The sequence below is a fragment of the Bacillus aquiflavi genome, assembly GCF_019915265.1.
In the GTDB taxonomy this organism is placed as follows: Bacteria; Bacillota; Bacilli; order Bacillales; family Cytobacillaceae; genus Bacillus_BT; species Bacillus_BT aquiflavi.
Genome location: NZ_CP082780.1, coordinates 292,841 through 307,168, shown reverse-complemented (window position 1 = coordinate 307,168; position 14,328 = coordinate 292,841). Strand labels below are relative to the sequence as shown.

Sequence of the window (14,328 nt, the reverse complement as noted above, 5' to 3'; positions counted from 1 at the left end):
GAATTTAGTTTCTGCTTTCCTCATCTACTATTGACGTCTCTTTAACTTTTTCCAAGCACGCTGTATGTCCTCAATAGATTCTTTTAGCCGTGCCACAAAAAACTCTTTATCGACATCGGGCGTTAATTCGACTAAACATATATTACGTGGCTTTCCAATTTTTTTGTTATTTTCATGCTGCGGATAGACCGCCCAAACTTCTTGAATCGCTCTAAATGACCGATAAATACCTGGAAACGAAATCGCATAGATGTGTTGTGAATAAAAATTATCTCGATAAGCTGTAAGTTGATCCATTACATCATTACGCTCTCTTGTATTCCAAATGTATCTTAAAGGGCGGTATTTAAAATCAATAGATATACTCTCCTTCTTAAAGAATTCCAAGCGTAAATCTGGACGTTTATTTCCTGCATCTGTATGTAAGAGTTTGGATGCATCATCATTAATCTCTTGATCATAAACGAGATGAAGTTCTGTATCATCTTTAAATAATTCAATGGTCTCTCCCTGTTTCAAAAACGGAATGTCAAATGAACGTTCATTTGATAAAAAAGACTTGCCAGCCCCTCAAGTCCTCACTACATTAATTATGTAGAGCAATTATTGGTAGTGGAGGTAATAAAGGATACTAAAAATGTCTGATAAATTGTATCAAAAAGTTAAGAAATGAAAAGGGTCTCTCGATTTCTGAAATACAAGCAACAATGAAAATAAATTTGAGGACAGCTAAGAAGCCTAAGAAGTACGATGATGAAGAACAACTTCCTCAACAAAGAGAATACCAAAAGAAGTGTGAGCTACTTCAAGAGGAAATTAGATTAAGAGAAAAAGCAAGAACGACTCGCTTGATAAAAAAGCTAGGTTCTTGGATAAGAAGAGTGATGAACCGAACAAATTCAATTATTTCCTCACTTAAACAAAGAGGTTTTATGCAGCCTGAATTACGGTTTTTTTGCCGTTCCTATCGATAATCGGACCCCTATTTAGGATCATTATCTTCCTGGAACCATCCTTTAAGTATACGATTGAACATAGCTATTCCAAAACCTACTTTTTTATTGTTTTTTTCTGCTAACTGTTCAATTTTATCTTTGTCTGTAATTTTGTATACCGTATGCAACTTCATCCAATTGAGGAAAGGGGAGAAAAACACCAAAAAGGGATGATCTTGGTCAAAAATATAATTTGTTTCATTTATGTTTATAATCTTATACCTTATGTTCTTATGAACAAAGAGAACTTCACAGTTCATTGAGTCACCACCATCCTATCAATGGGTTTATAGCATTTAAACTGTCAATTATAGCTTCTCCTATATCACTTGCACTTCCTTTGTACCTTCCCAGAGATCATCTATTCTGTCACCTACCCAATTTAAAGCGTCTTGAATACCTAACCAGTTATTTTCATATGCTACGTTAAAAATTGTTGTAGCAAGCAAACCTGCCCCGACTCCACCTAATATTGCCCAACCAGCTGGATTTGTGCTTGATCCACCTATTAGTGTTGCCGCAAAGCTACTTGACCCTAAACCAACTGCTGTTGCTGTAGCATTATGAGCAATGGCTTGACCTGCAGTCCTATTACTATTTACCATATCATCATACATCCCGAAACTAAACCCAGCAACCATACCTACTCCACCGAGAACCGTACCAAAACCCACAATATTTTTTTCATGTTTAATAACAGAAGTACCTACTTTATTAAACCAGTTTTTTGCAACAGGGAAATCCTTTAGATTTTTGGCAGGGAGAAATATTCTGATTATTTACTTCTCTTTATGTATGACGTGTTGCTTCGCTACCTCAAATCATTCTACCTTTTCAATTTTCAAACCAGTAATTTGACCTAGTAATTGTCTATGGTATTCCGAACGAATAGAAAGCCCACCAAATTGTTCGTGAGATGTACATGAAAACCAAGCAAAGTTATTTTTCAAAAAGGTTAAATCTTCAGGTAAATTTGGTGCAACCCAATCATATAATGTACCTGCAGATTGTTTCAGTAGTTCACATGTATCCTTGTTTGCTTCAATTACGTATACCGTTGCTGCTGGACCCTTCGTTATTGTATTTGCCCACTTTTTTGTTTTATAAGTTTCAATGATGTGAGGCTTAAATTGTATAAAAATGTCTTGATTATATTTTAATTCCCTTCTTGTTACAAAGTAGAATTTATCCGAATGATCACAGAGCATTCCTATTAACTTCCGATATGATTCTCCAGCAGGGTTCTCACCTAATGCCCAATATTCCATTTCATCACCTTTTATTTTAAATTTATCATTACTTTTTGTGTAATACATAAAAAAGGAAAACATTCTCGAATTCCTGACAAAATGTTAGCATCAATAAACATTTATTAGGAGGTTCTAAAATGTTTCCATGTTACTTGAATTTCCAGAATTTAAAATAGTTAAACATGAGATTTTAAACGTAAGGATACGATACGACACTACAGTGAAGATGAGAGATTTGTTAGGTTTATTAAAGTTACAACTATACCTCCTTATGACTCTACGAAATTTCATTTATCCTTACTAAAAGATTTTTATCTTTACTAAATCACTCTTATTATAAATTACATCCTCCTTTGTCTGTTTTTCTAAAAAGCGACCAGTATTTCATCTCTATCATAAAAATCCCTGTGCTCATTAACACAAAATGATCAATTTGTCGGAAATTCACAGGCACTTTAAAAGTTTTATTGGTTAAAGTTATAAAAATGTTTCTCATGAAAATCATATCATTACTATATTTGTTAAGAAATATTTCTATTGCAGTTTTATACCTATCTTTTTCATAATTGGCGATATATTTCATTGTATAAAAAAATTACGTGTTAATGCTTTAACAGCAGCCTTTGATGAACCATAAGCAATTTGCCCGGCAAATACCTGTGCAGAGTCCGTACTTAAATTAATCACTCTACCATAAAGGTCTGATGGTATGTTTGAATTATCCAATCTTTTCATGTAATCTCGATCCATCAATCTTTGTTTCAAGGTTTCCTATTCTGTAGAGCTACTTTCAGCTCTCATACTAAACCTCTAACGAATTCGTGTGTCATCATGATGGTACCTTTTACTTTAGCATCGTAGGTTGTATCTATATCAGCTGATGTAATTGTAAAGATAGTATCATTTTCAGCATACATCCCTGCATTGTTAATTAAAATATTTCCCATGCCAAATCGGTGTTCAATTTGGTATATATGTGCGCTATATTAGCTTCAATCGTAATATCACTTTCAATTATCATATAATCTGATGTGAATTTTCTGATTTCAGCTTCGCTTCAGAACTGTCTTCTGAAAGTGCCTTGTAATAGCTGTCAAAGCTGTTTCATCAATTTTTTTCCCTCATAAGAAAAATCAACCTTTTATATTTATATACATACTGTTAATTTATATAATTTCACTTAATTGCGCCTCTTCATATCCTCTTCTATAGAAACAAAGATTGTCGCCTTTTCTAAGATCGGTATTTTTAGAAAGCGCTATTACCTTAGACACCTCTCCGACCACTTTCGAGCAAAGTAAATACAGTTAATTTCAGTGAGAATAAGTTTGTCATTAAATTATCTTCTAGCCTGTTTCTTTTTTTATTTGTCTATCAATATTTTCCTGAAAAAACAAGCTTTAGGCCACCATTCATTATTTCACAATTGAGAGCTCCTTAAAATAAACAACTCGTAAAGGAATTATACCTCCCTACTAAACGCAACTGAACGAACAGCGCTAGACTAACTAAACAGAAGGCTCATAATTTTTATTTTTTCGAACTATCAGTGAAATAATTTCTCGATAATTTTCTTTTATAAAAAAATGTTCTCCAGAAGACCCCTTCATCAAAAAAATTTAGCCAATCTTTCACTACGGTAAAAAAGTAATTTCATCTCTCAATCCTCCAACGTCTATTAGCACTTTAAACGTTTAAATATCACGGCTATAAAATACGAGTCGCTCGATTTCTTGAAAGCCATTTTTTTTATAAAATGCTTCAGCAGACGTTCCCCGGTTCGTCAATAACGCAAAATTACTAATCTCACTATCCTCAAGTTCTTTTATTAACTGCTCTAAAAGAGCCTTCCCAACCCCTTGATTACGCCACTGTTGCTTGACGCCCATTTCATTAATATAAAATTCATTTCCGCTCCACCATGCTTTATTGACTCCATGAATAAAGCCAATCATTTCTCCTTTTTCGATTGCCAATACCCCAAAGAAACCTGGCGTATGATAAAAATCAGTTATATATTGTTTGGCTCGTTCAAAAGTCCATTCATCGTTCCAAGGTTCGTCATTAAAAACTTCGATAAATATTTTCGTACATTCTATCAAGTCATTCTCCGTAAAAACTTTAAATTCCATCATGAAAACTCCTTTTTTTAACGATGATTCTCGTCTTTTTTATTTTACAAAAGAGCCGTTCTCTTATTAATTTAGTTGTTGCTTATAAATTTTTTTGAAATTCAAGGAAGCTGGCAATGGTTGGGTACTTGTACATATCCATCGTTTCTAAAAAATAGCCTTCTTTTTGAAGGAATACATCATGGACAAGAATATGAAATTTAAATTAAAGCTTTGTTCAGCATATCAAGATCAAAATCTTGTTTTCACAAGACTTAATGGTCATCCAATATACCTAAGAACTTTAACAACTATTTTTTACCGAAGTATAAAAAAAGCTAACGTACCAAAAATTTGAATTCATGATATTAGACATACTTATGTAACTTTTAATGTAGAAGTTGTTGCAAGCAAAAGGAAGTTCAAGAACGGCTAGTCACTATAGTATCAAATATTTATGCACACGATACTCCAAATATAGAAGAACAAGAGTGCGAAATATTCTGAAAATTAATAAGAAAGAATGGATAGGTGGTCAAAATGCGGTAAAACCCCAATTAGCCATCCATAAACCTTATGATTTCAAAGCTATTTGCGCCACGCACTCTACATGGTTTGAGAGGAGAGGATAGAACGAATGTCTATCAAGTTGTTTATTCTTTGAAACATATCAATGACTATATCACACCACTTACGAACCTTTCACTTCCAACGCTCTCTTCGCCATCTGAACATATTCTTCAACACCAGATACCATTGCAAATTCAGCAATTGAAACCGGATACGCAGCAACCAGTTCAATAATATGCTCTTTCATCCTAGGCCAATAATATCCACCAGCTTCTTTATAAGCAAGAATCAAAGCTTCTAGTCCTTCTTCTCCAAAAGCCTTATAGTTGAAAACAAAATCATTCGAAATATCTGTAACCTTAGCTTCAGTCCAGTCAATTAATCCAGTCACATTAGCCTCTTTATCAATCATAGTATGTCCAGCATGTACATCTCCATGAATCAGTCCAGTTTTCTTAGGCCACCTTTCATCATCATTAACCCATGCTTGCCATCTGTTCCATAGATTCCCACCTACACCAAACTTTGCTTTTACATCATCCATACGCTGCTTAATTGACATTCTTGCTTCTTCTGGTGCTTGCACTACTAGGCCAAACTCAGTAGCTTTATCACTAGGTATACTATGAAGCTCTGCTAATACTCTACCAAGAGACTTGTGAAATAATTCTGGAACATTATTAATATCTATCTCCCAAACATAGTTCCCTATGTTATGATCTATAGTTCCTGCTGGCACACCATCTAACTTCTTGTAAGCAATCAGCTCATCTGTGTAAATGATCCAGTTTGGTGCTTGAAAAGATTGAGCATACTGATTAACCAAATCTAATACTTGTTTTTCTACCTTTGTTCTAGGCATCACATCTTCCCGTCTAGGGAATCTAAAAACCCAATCAATTCCACTTTCATCTTGCGCAAATACAACTTGAAAATCAAGTCCGGATTCATTAAACTGCATTGTTTCTTCCTTTAGAATAAGATTATGTTTTTTAGTTATTTCTTTAATTTGTTTAATATCTTTATTCATTAAAATCACTCCTGTCTGCAACTTGTATATATTAATTATGAACTTGTCGCATGTTTTGATATAGCACTAATAATTTCATCCCAATCATTATTGTGTAGCTCATGCCCAGTACCATCTAGGGTAACTAATACAACATCTGGTATAATTTTAGAAAGATGAACTCGTATGATAGGATCCTTAGTCTTATGAATTACCAGTATAGGGGCTATTCTGTCTACTCATCCCCACCTAATTTCCTATCCTAAAACACACCCTCGATATGTTTACTTGAACGCATATCGAGGGTGTAAGTCGAGTTAACAGATTTATTTTTATTTTTTTTTTTTTTTAGCATTTACAAGGCTTTCCGGACTTTATTTTTTAGACATCAAACAGACTGTCTCCACATAGGACGAGTTGATAAAATTGATGTATTTACGATTTTGAGCAAAATGGTCGTATGTGGGAACATATCGACTGTTTTGTACGTTCGTGGGAACAGGTCAAAAGTAATCATAACATTTTATTACAGTAACTAATCAACATCAACATGTTTTTCTCGTTTCGTCAAATACCACACGATAACAAGTCCAACAATGCCCATAATAGTACCAAACAATACTTCAGAAAAACGAGCTTTCCCTTGGAACAATAGATTAAATATCAAATTTTCATCTGAAAATACATCATTTACAGATATGATTAACAGGCCTGCTGTCGCAATACAAAATGGCACGATTTTCATCATCATGACAATTATATTTTGACTAAACCTTGCAAGTACAAATGTAAAAGTTGCAGCACACAAATTAAACAGAATAACGATTCCTGCAAGTAAACATGCATATTGTCCAAATGTAATGTCATACAGCTGCAATCCACCAGGACCGGGGTGAAAAGCCATGACAGATGATTCCCAATAATCTATTGCACCATTAGCCATAAATGGAATATATGCTAACACAATAAGCAAGAATGATAAGAATACTGCGCTAATTATCGTTACAACAAATTGAACCAAAAAGATCTTCCGACCGACATTAGATGAATATTGGATAAGATTCACACCCCACATACGATCCATTGTTAAAAATGGTGCAATCAATATAATAATAGATATCAAGGAAAACACACCGATCCCTGCAACATAATTTGAAAAATTGCTTGTTAGATCATAGCGGATTAAATTGCCATTGTTTATGTCTAATACATTATTTACTGCTTGAACAACGACAGGACGATTATCATTATCTATATATCTTGTTTGAAGAAAGTCCTTATAGAAAATATACGTTCCTTCAAGTGTTATGAGTGAATTCAATTTATTTAATGGCGATGCATATAATTCTTCCAACGATTGTGCATTATTTTCTAATTTCTCTTGCATTATTGTTAATAGTTCAGAGACCTTTTCCTCATCCACTATTCTTACACTAGCATTGCTAATCTCCTCATGAAACATAACATATTCCTCGTAAGTAGCTATATTGTTTTCCTTAAAAATGGTTTCTGTAGCAATAATATCATTTAATTCCTCTATGACTTCCGCCTTTTTTCCAGGAATATCATATGAAACAAGTTCTTCTGAATCAAGTATATCACCGTAAAGTTCAAACATTTCGTTTTGATACGAACCGTAGATACCGTATCTTGATAAACTGTCATATGAATCTAAAGAATCTTTTAGAAAAGTAAACCATACTAGAACACCCATTACACCAATAATTACAATCATTCGCCAATTCCATATCTTTTTAAGTTCATATAATAATATATTCATTTTTTCCTCCAATTTTAAAAACATATGAAATAGATACAAACTCCCTATAGAATTTCTTTTTTTGCAAAAACTTTTGCGCCAATTAATATTAGCAAAGATAGGCTCAAAAATGATGCCGACAACCCTATCGTCTCATAATACTTCCAAATAATATCTGCTCCGCCATCAGTAAACCATTCACGACTTGTTTTCCAGAGCCAAACTGGGGTCATTCCTAACATAGCACGTACAGTTGAGCCAATAGGAAATAAATATTTAACGACAAACAATCCACATAAAATAATCACAGATATCAAAAATGCTGCATAACTGTTTCGAACAAAAATTCCAGCTGTAAACCCAATCAGAGCAAAACAAATAGCTAAACCAATTGTTAGCGCAATTGTTGCCCATAAGTACTGAACAACCGTTAAGCTATTCCAAGTGATAAAGGGTTTACCAAATTCACCTACTGCATAGTTAAACCCACTTGACACATAATCAGACCACACACCAGAAAAATCGAATTGAAGAAAAAATATGGTCAATGACATGCCAACGACTACAACACTAGTTAACAGTGTCCCAATCCATACTGCATTTAGTTTTTTCCATATGATTTTTCTACCAATATTTGAGGCATAAACAACTGATTCTGTCCCGCTTATTTTTTCAAATGTCGTTGAAAAGATACCTAGAAACAACCCAATTAGACATACCTCTGCAATAATGATCATAAATATTAAGCCAAACAATGTACTATGCACATATGGTGTTTGTGTACCAAAATAGAAGGCTAAAGCATCTCCCTTTTCCGCTTTTTGATCGATTACTTTCTGTAATTTCTCATATTTTTTTATGATATTATCGGCCTTCTTACCGGTTACATCATATTTTTGTATATAATCTTGGGCAATATTGTCTGCTTGAAAATCAGTAAAGATATTCACCGAGTTTATATTTCTATCAAATTGATAATCATTATAGGCTAATAATGTAAACGTTCCATTTAACAAAATACAGAAAACAACAAATCCTATCACCACAGGCTGAAAGAGGATTTTCTTTGATTCATTCCAAAAAAGCATTTTTCCACCTCACATGATGTCTTCTCTGTAAACATAAAGAAATACATCTTCCAAATTTGGACTAACAGGTGTTGCAACATTACTACAGTCCTGCTCACTTACAAATCGAGTAACTGTTTTACTGTTTAATTGATATTCTGTAAGAGTAAAATATTCCTTGTTAACTGCTTTAATATTGTCCGTTTCAAACACTTTCGTTGCTAATTGATTACATATTTCTTCAGGTGTATCATTTATTAATAATTTATGATCCTTCAGCATAATTACTTTGTTTGCTATTGTTTCAATATCAGACACAATATGGGTAGATAATATAACTATTCGTTCTTTGGATAAAGATGAAATCAAATTACGGAAACGTACACGTTCTTTTGGATCTAGACCAACAGTTGGTTCGTCTAAAATTAATATTTTAGGGTCATTTAAAATAGCTTGTGCAATTCCAACACGTTGAATCATACCACCTGAAAACTTCTTCATCTTTTTATCCCGAACAGTTGTTAAACCTACTAATTCAATAAGTTCATCGACTCTTTCATTTGCAATTCTTCGATCAATGCATTTTAGAGTCGCCATATATAACAAAAATTCCCTTGGTGAATGATTTCGATAATATCCAAAATCCTGCGGTAAATATCCGATTAAATCACGGTAATTCGAATCAAGCTTAATTATGTCGTCACCGTTCCAGAGAATTTCTCCTTTCGTAGGAAATATCAACGTTGTTAACATTTTTATTTATGTTGTTTTTCTAGCACCATTTGGTGCTAGTAATGCATAAACACCATTATAAAATTCTAAAGAGAGGTCCTCTAAAGCAGTAAAATTTCCATATTGTTTTGTTACATTGTTAAGTATTAGCATAGTTTTTTACCTCCGTAAATATTTTGTTCAATCGGTATACTAATAATAGACATCCAAAAAAAGCTAAAATGAAAGCAATAGTAGTTGGTATTGCCCTCAAAAGATTTTCCCATTTCTCAATACCTACTAAAAATGGAATCATTACATTAAGAGCAATCCATGCACTAGAAAACATCGCAAATATCCACTTACCTTGGAATAGCCTAATTAACAAAAGACTTAATGTTACACAAATGGACAAACCAAATAAACAAAGAGAAAACAATAATAGAAATTCGTCCCCATTTCTCGTACTAAACACAACCATTAAAATTGTTAGCATAAAACCTACTAGTGAATAAGCAATAATTCTTAATGCCGTAATCTGAATAATTGTAAAATGGCATGTTTGTTTTAATTCATATAAAAACCATGATTTCTCTCCGACATTTCCGTAAATAATAAAATAATAAAAAAAATGATAGGAGCGATGATCGTTGCAGACGAAAAGATAAATTGTTCAGGTAATGTAATAAAAATAATAGATGCTAATACAAGTGTTACCATTGTAATCAACAATCCATATGATGTATCCCAAAAGATACTTCGATATTCTAATGTTCTAACTATCTCAATCATTTTTCTCCAAGAACTTTTTGGTTTTTGTAGACCTTGTTCTAAAATAAATTCAATACTTTCATCTTTAGCTTTATTCATTGACATCAGAAAACTCCTTTCTCAATAAATGAATCAACCGATAATACTTTGACTTCACAGTCCCCTCAGCTTGATTTGTTAAAGTAGCAATTTCCGAGAACGTATATGCTCCAAAAGTATGTAAACGAAAGATCTGTTGAATATCAGCGGGATAACAAGCGACAAACTGCTCCATTTGTTCAAGTACGAATTTATTTTCAAATTGTATTGTAAAATCGTTATAATCGATTGGATCTACATCACCTAATTGAAGTGTTCGCTGCATTTGGTTGTAAGAACTAGAACGAAACCAATCAATTATTTTATTAGTAGCAATTCGGTATAACCAAGTTCTAAAACCTCCTCCCTTTTTTCGGTCGTAATATTGAATGGTTTTTAACATCGAAATAAATATCTCTTGTGTTAGATCGATTGCCGTATCAACATTCGTAATTTGTCTTCTAACGTAACCATGTATGTCATCGTAATACATACGAATGAGTTCATCGGCAGCATCTCGATCGCCCTTACGCTGAATTTTTTTAATTAAACGATATTCGTTCAGTTCTATCCCTCCTTTTTTTACCCGTCTACTTACATATTCGTAATCTATTAGAAAATAGTTTCAGTAAAAATTAAATTATTTTAGATCGCATTCTCAGTGAATAATCGATTTTATTAATTTTGAATTTCCAGTCAATTTAATAGATGAAATAAGAGACTAACTATATAAAACCATTAACTTTATATAATTAGCCTCTTGTTAAATATTCATATTATATTTCTTTTGTAATCTCAATCCCCGACTTAAATTCAATTGTTAATTGTCTTTCATGAATCGTTATTTTTTCAATCAATCGTCTTACAAGTAGATCATCATACGTTTCGAGTTGCTGCGCTTGCTCTTTTAAAAACTTTGTCATTTCTTCAATCCGCTGCCTGAGTCCTTCTCTTGCTGCGTTTTTCATCATGACTTCCTGTTTCAATTCCCGTAATTGGTATATTTCTTCCGCCACATCATCATAATCTTCTTTTGAATTTGCAAGTCTTAGAAGTTCCATTTGAAGTTCTTCTAACTTTTTATCAATATCGGCTGTAGGCCTGTCTGCATTTTCATTTAAAACTGTTTCAATATTTTCTATTAATATATTCAAGTAGTTATCTTTGTTTCCCAACACTTCATTTATGGCTTGTACTATAGCTTGGTGTAGCTCATCTTCTCTGATTGTTTCTGCATTGCAAAGATGTGTTTTTCTTTCTAGTCTGCTAACGCATCGCCACACGATGGATCTGTATCCGCGGTTATTCCAATGTACCCTTCGGAAAACATCTTCACATTCTTTGCAAAAGACAATACTCGACAATGCATACTTGCTGCTATAGACTCGTTTCTTTCCTGTTTTACCATTTCGAATATTTGCCCTTCGCATCATTTCTTCTTGAACTTGTAAATAAATCTCTCTTGGAATGATTGGTTCGTGGTTATTTTCAACATAATATTGTGGAACATGACCGTTGTTTACAACTCGTTTCTTCGTTAAAAAATCTACGATATATGTTTTTTTAAGTAACGCATCACCTATATATTTTTCATTTTGGAGAATCTTTTTAATCGATTCAGGTCGCCACTTGGATCGTTTAGCTGCGGTAAGTATTTCATCCGCTTCAAGTCCACGTGCTATTTGAACCAAACTTGCTCCTTCTAAATATTCCCGGTAAATCCGTTTAAAAACTTTTGCTTGTTCCGGATTGATTACTAGTTTGTTGTTCTCATCTTTGGTATAGCCTAGAAAACGATTATGGTTCACTTGCACTTCACCTTGTTGATATCGGTATTGTATTCCGAGTTTTACGTTTTGGCTAAGTGACTGACTTTCTTGTTGTGCAAGTGACGCCATGATGGTAAGCATAATTTCACCTTTAGCATCCATTGTATTAATGTTTTCCTTTTCAAAAAACACAGGTATTTCTTTATCTTTCAATTGCCTGATGTATTTTAAACAGTCCAGCGTATTTCTTGCAAAACGACTGATAGACTTTGTAATAATCATATCGATTTTCCCATTCATGCTATCTTCAATCATTTTGTTAAACTGCTCGCGCTTTTTTGTATTTGTTCCTGATATTCCATCATCAGCATAAATATGATGTTAGACTCAAAAGTAGACACAGTTTATTATTAAAATAACTAATAATATGAGGTGTCCCAATGAGCAGACAAACATTTGATGAAGATTTTAAAAGAAGTACAGTCCAAATGATGATTGAACAAAACAAGTCGGTTGCCCAGACGGCTAGGGATCTGGATATTAGTCCAAATACCATTCACAATTGGAAAAAGAAATATGGTGAAGAGTTTATTGAAGCTTCTTTTCCAAACATGACAGAAGCTCAACAATTAAAAGCAATGCAAAAACGGCTACGTGATCTTGAGGAGGAGAATGCAATCTTAAAAAAGGCGATGCACTTCTTCGTGAAAGACCATCGGTAATTTTCTCATTCATCTATGAGAATCGCTTCATTTTCCGTGTGGAGAAGATGTGCAAGGTCATGAAGGTTTCCCGAAGCGGCTATCAATCGAGTAGGAGGGGGTGATTAGCCCCCGACCTCTCACACCACCGTACATACGGTTCCGTATACGGCGGTTCAATTAAGATGAATAACGCAAAGTTTCGTAACGAATTTGCAGACTTTTCAGCCCTTGGCTTTCCCAGTAGGAATTGTCAAGGGTTCTGTGTAATATGGGGCTTTTTGAAATGCGCCAGTACCCTTTCCGGGTATTCCCCCACTCATATGCTTTTCCGTATGGGATGTTTAAGCGAGTGAGGTTTCTGACTCTTGTCCGAGGTTTCTTCCAATTCTTCCATAGACACATTCTCAATCTTCGTTTAATCCAACTATCTAACAACTTGAAGATACTTGGTGTATCTGCTAGCGCAAAATAACCACACCATCCAATTAAATATTGGTTTAATTGCTTGATTCTGTATTCCATAGAGTATGGCATCTTTCTAGAGGTAATTTCTCGCATTTTCTTCTTCATTCGTTGGAGACTTGTTTTCGCAATGCGAACCTTAGGTTCTTTATGAAATGTAAAGCTAAAACCCAGGAACTTTCGTTTCCATGGTCGGTCTACTGACGATTTTGTTTCATTTACTTTTAATCGTAGTTGTCCTTCAATGAATCGCTGCACACTTGCCATTGTTCGCTTTCCTGAACGTTCACTTTTTACATAAATATTGCAGTCATCTGCATAACGAACGAATTTATGTCCACGTTTCTCTAACTCTTTATCAAGCTCATCTAATACGATGTTTGAAAGAAGTGGACTTAAAGGTCCACCTTGAGGTGTTCCTTTATCTGTACTCGAAACGACTCCGTTTATCATGACACCAGCTTGGAGATATTTGCGGATCAGTTTTAAGAGTGGTTTATCTTGAATTCTTTTCGCTAATGTTGCCATTAGTCGGTCATGATTGACTTTGTCAAAGAATTTTTCTAAATCCATATCTACTACCCAGCGATACCCCTCTTTTATATACCCTTTTGCTTTTCGGACAGCGTCGTGGGCGTTCCGATTTGGTCGGAATCCATAACTGTTATCCGAAAATTTTGTCATATTCCTTTCGATAATATCTGCGATATGGCTTGTTGAATTAAACGGTCTGTCACGGTAGGGATGCCTAATAAGCGCACACCGCCGTCTGGTTTCGGGATTTCGACTCGACGTACTGGTTGCGGTTCATAGGTTCCCGTTAGAATCTGCGATTTAATGGTTGCCCAATTTTCGAGGATGTGCTGACGTAAGGTTTGTACGGGCATCATGTCTACTCCATGGCTTCCCTTATTCGCTTCTACTCGCTTTAATGCTCGTATCATGTTCTGCCGTTCCAGAATTTGATTCAACATTACCATTTCGTTCCTTCCCGTGAATAGCTTATCTTCTTTTGCCCAGTTGGACTACACCCTCCGCAAATACCCTCGTGGGATTCACCACTACTTTCTAA

18 protein-coding genes and 1 pseudogene are annotated in these 14,328 nt (G+C 34.2%); 2 read left to right on the top strand and 17 right to left on the bottom strand.

The window, feature by feature from the left end; genetic code table 11:
• Window positions 1-27 precede the first annotated feature (27 nt).
• On the bottom strand, window positions 28-519 hold the full coding sequence (locus tag K6959_RS01550; protein WP_163241918.1) for a hypothetical protein: 492 nt from the start codon (window positions 517-519) through the stop codon (window positions 28-30).
• A gap of 188 nt (window positions 520-707) precedes the next feature.
• Between K6959_RS01550 and K6959_RS01545 the strand changes: the two genes are divergently transcribed.
• Complete coding sequence (locus tag K6959_RS01545) at window positions 708-974, top strand: hypothetical protein (protein WP_163241919.1); 267 nt, start codon at window positions 708-710, stop codon at window positions 972-974.
• An 8-nt stretch (window positions 975-982) separates the two neighbouring features.
• On the opposite strand, the gene K6959_RS01540 is transcribed toward K6959_RS01545, so the two are convergent.
• The 15 genes from K6959_RS01540 to K6959_RS01480 all read right to left on the bottom strand — a co-directional run bounded on the left by K6959_RS01540 (window position 983) and on the right by K6959_RS01480 (window position 12,405).
• Window positions 983-1,255 carry a DUF443 family protein gene (locus K6959_RS01540; RefSeq protein ID WP_163241920.1) on the bottom strand — a complete coding sequence of 91 codons (273 nt, stop codon included), beginning with the start codon at window positions 1,253-1,255 and terminating at the stop codon, window positions 983-985.
• A 60-nt stretch (window positions 1,256-1,315) separates the two neighbouring features.
• Complete coding sequence (locus tag K6959_RS01535) at window positions 1,316-1,669, bottom strand: hypothetical protein (protein ID WP_163241921.1); 354 nt, start codon at window positions 1,667-1,669, stop codon at window positions 1,316-1,318.
• 147 nt (window positions 1,670-1,816) lie between these two features.
• Entirely contained in the window at window positions 1,817-2,263 is a 447-nt protein-coding gene (locus K6959_RS01530) for a hypothetical protein (RefSeq protein ID WP_163241922.1), read from the bottom strand.
• A 316-nt stretch (window positions 2,264-2,579) separates the two neighbouring features.
• Entirely contained in the window at window positions 2,580-2,741 is a 162-nt protein-coding gene (locus tag K6959_RS19760; RefSeq protein ID WP_163241923.1) for a nuclease-related domain-containing protein, read from the bottom strand.
• A gap of 301 nt (window positions 2,742-3,042) precedes the next feature.
• The gene (locus K6959_RS19755; protein ID WP_394373018.1) at window positions 3,043-3,162 is read right to left on the bottom strand and encodes a hypothetical protein; all 120 of its coding nucleotides are present in this window, start codon (window positions 3,160-3,162) and stop codon (window positions 3,043-3,045) included.
• A gap of 777 nt (window positions 3,163-3,939) precedes the next feature.
• Window positions 3,940-4,377: a GNAT family N-acetyltransferase gene (locus tag K6959_RS01520; protein WP_163241924.1), complete on the bottom strand. Its 438-nt coding sequence runs from the start codon at window positions 4,375-4,377 to the stop codon at window positions 3,940-3,942.
• Window positions 4,378-5,047: 670 nt separating this feature from the next.
• Window positions 5,048-5,956: an Mph(B) family macrolide 2'-phosphotransferase gene (locus tag K6959_RS01515; RefSeq protein ID WP_163241925.1), complete on the bottom strand. Its 909-nt coding sequence runs from the start codon at window positions 5,954-5,956 to the stop codon at window positions 5,048-5,050.
• 514 nt (window positions 5,957-6,470) lie between these two features.
• Window positions 6,471-7,715 carry a hypothetical protein gene (locus K6959_RS01510; protein ID WP_163241926.1) on the bottom strand — a complete coding sequence of 415 codons (1,245 nt, stop codon included), beginning with the start codon at window positions 7,713-7,715 and terminating at the stop codon, window positions 6,471-6,473.
• Window positions 7,716-7,759: 44 nt separating this feature from the next.
• Window positions 7,760-8,782 carry a hypothetical protein gene (locus K6959_RS01505; protein ID WP_163241927.1) on the bottom strand — a complete coding sequence of 341 codons (1,023 nt, stop codon included), beginning with the start codon at window positions 8,780-8,782 and terminating at the stop codon, window positions 7,760-7,762.
• A 9-nt stretch (window positions 8,783-8,791) separates the two neighbouring features.
• A complete protein-coding gene (locus K6959_RS01500; protein WP_262421854.1) occupies window positions 8,792-9,514 on the bottom strand; it encodes an ATP-binding cassette domain-containing protein in 723 nt (240 codons plus the stop codon).
• A gap of 6 nt (window positions 9,515-9,520) precedes the next feature.
• On the bottom strand, window positions 9,521-9,646 hold the full coding sequence (locus tag K6959_RS18625) for a hypothetical protein (protein ID WP_262421853.1): 126 nt from the start codon (window positions 9,644-9,646) through the stop codon (window positions 9,521-9,523).
• On the bottom strand, window positions 9,633-9,968 hold the full coding sequence (locus K6959_RS01495; protein WP_223087439.1) for a hypothetical protein: 336 nt from the start codon (window positions 9,966-9,968) through the stop codon (window positions 9,633-9,635). Before K6959_RS01495 ends, K6959_RS18625 begins: the two co-directional genes overlap by 14 nt.
• A 71-nt stretch (window positions 9,969-10,039) precedes the next feature.
• On the bottom strand, window positions 10,040-10,348 hold the full coding sequence (locus tag K6959_RS01490) for a hypothetical protein (RefSeq protein WP_223087438.1): 309 nt from the start codon (window positions 10,346-10,348) through the stop codon (window positions 10,040-10,042).
• Window positions 10,335-10,814, bottom strand: a complete 480-nt coding sequence (locus tag K6959_RS01485; RefSeq protein WP_246234679.1) for an RNA polymerase sigma factor — start codon at window positions 10,812-10,814, stop codon at window positions 10,335-10,337. The genes K6959_RS01490 and K6959_RS01485 overlap by 14 nt, the downstream gene beginning before the upstream one ends.
• A 283-nt stretch (window positions 10,815-11,097) precedes the next feature.
• On the bottom strand, window positions 11,098-12,405 hold the full coding sequence (locus K6959_RS01480) for a recombinase family protein (RefSeq protein WP_455550340.1): 1,308 nt from the start codon (window positions 12,403-12,405) through the stop codon (window positions 11,098-11,100).
• A 125-nt stretch (window positions 12,406-12,530) separates the two neighbouring features.
• On the opposite strand from K6959_RS01480, the gene K6959_RS01475 reads away from it, so the two are divergent.
• Window positions 12,531-12,812 carry a transposase gene (locus tag K6959_RS01475; protein ID WP_223087436.1) on the top strand — a complete coding sequence of 94 codons (282 nt, stop codon included), beginning with the start codon at window positions 12,531-12,533 and terminating at the stop codon, window positions 12,810-12,812.
• Between the two features lie 159 nt (window positions 12,813-12,971).
• On the opposite strand, the pseudogene ltrA reads toward K6959_RS01475, so the two are convergent.
• Window positions 12,972-14,230: pseudogene (gene ltrA / locus K6959_RS01470) on the bottom strand (group II intron reverse transcriptase/maturase).
• Window positions 14,231-14,328: the final 98 nt, after the last annotated feature.

Excerpts from the sequence above, each read along its gene's own strand:
- K6959_RS01545 (WP_163241919.1), top strand. The coding sequence starts at position 708 with ATGAAAATAAATTTGAGGACAGCTAAGAAGCCTAAGAAGTACGATGAT.
- K6959_RS01540 (WP_163241920.1), bottom strand. The coding sequence starts at position 1,255 with ATGAACTGTGAAGTTCTCTTTGTTCATAAGAACATAAGGTATAAGATT.
- K6959_RS01530 (WP_163241922.1), bottom strand. The coding sequence starts at position 2,263 with ATGGAATATTGGGCATTAGGTGAGAACCCTGCTGGAGAATCATATCGG.
- K6959_RS19760 (WP_163241923.1), bottom strand. The coding sequence starts at position 2,741 with ATGAGAAACATTTTTATAACTTTAACCAATAAAACTTTTAAAGTGCCT.
- K6959_RS19755 (WP_394373018.1), bottom strand. The coding sequence starts at position 3,162 with ATGTATGCTGAAAATGATACTATCTTTACAATTACATCAGCTGATATA.
- K6959_RS01520 (WP_163241924.1), bottom strand. The coding sequence starts at position 4,377 with ATGGAATTTAAAGTTTTTACGGAGAATGACTTGATAGAATGTACGAAA.
- K6959_RS01515 (WP_163241925.1), bottom strand. The coding sequence starts at position 5,956 with ATGAATAAAGATATTAAACAAATTAAAGAAATAACTAAAAAACATAAT.
- K6959_RS01510 (WP_163241926.1), bottom strand. The coding sequence starts at position 7,715 with ATGAATATATTATTATATGAACTTAAAAAGATATGGAATTGGCGAATG.
- K6959_RS01505 (WP_163241927.1), bottom strand. The coding sequence starts at position 8,782 with ATGCTTTTTTGGAATGAATCAAAGAAAATCCTCTTTCAGCCTGTGGTG.
- K6959_RS01500 (WP_262421854.1), bottom strand. The coding sequence starts at position 9,514 with ATGTTAACAACGTTGATATTTCCTACGAAAGGAGAAATTCTCTGGAAC.
- K6959_RS18625 (WP_262421853.1), bottom strand. The coding sequence starts at position 9,646 with ATGCTAATACTTAACAATGTAACAAAACAATATGGAAATTTTACTGCT.
- K6959_RS01495 (WP_223087439.1), bottom strand. The coding sequence starts at position 9,968 with ATGCTAACAATTTTAATGGTTGTGTTTAGTACGAGAAATGGGGACGAA.
- K6959_RS01490 (WP_223087438.1), bottom strand. The coding sequence starts at position 10,348 with ATGTCAATGAATAAAGCTAAAGATGAAAGTATTGAATTTATTTTAGAA.
- K6959_RS01485 (WP_246234679.1), bottom strand. The coding sequence starts at position 10,814 with ATGTATTACGATGACATACATGGTTACGTTAGAAGACAAATTACGAAT.
- K6959_RS01480 (WP_455550340.1), bottom strand. The coding sequence starts at position 12,405 with ATGATTGAAGATAGCATGAATGGGAAAATCGATATGATTATTACAAAG.
- K6959_RS01475 (WP_223087436.1), top strand. The coding sequence starts at position 12,531 with ATGAGCAGACAAACATTTGATGAAGATTTTAAAAGAAGTACAGTCCAA.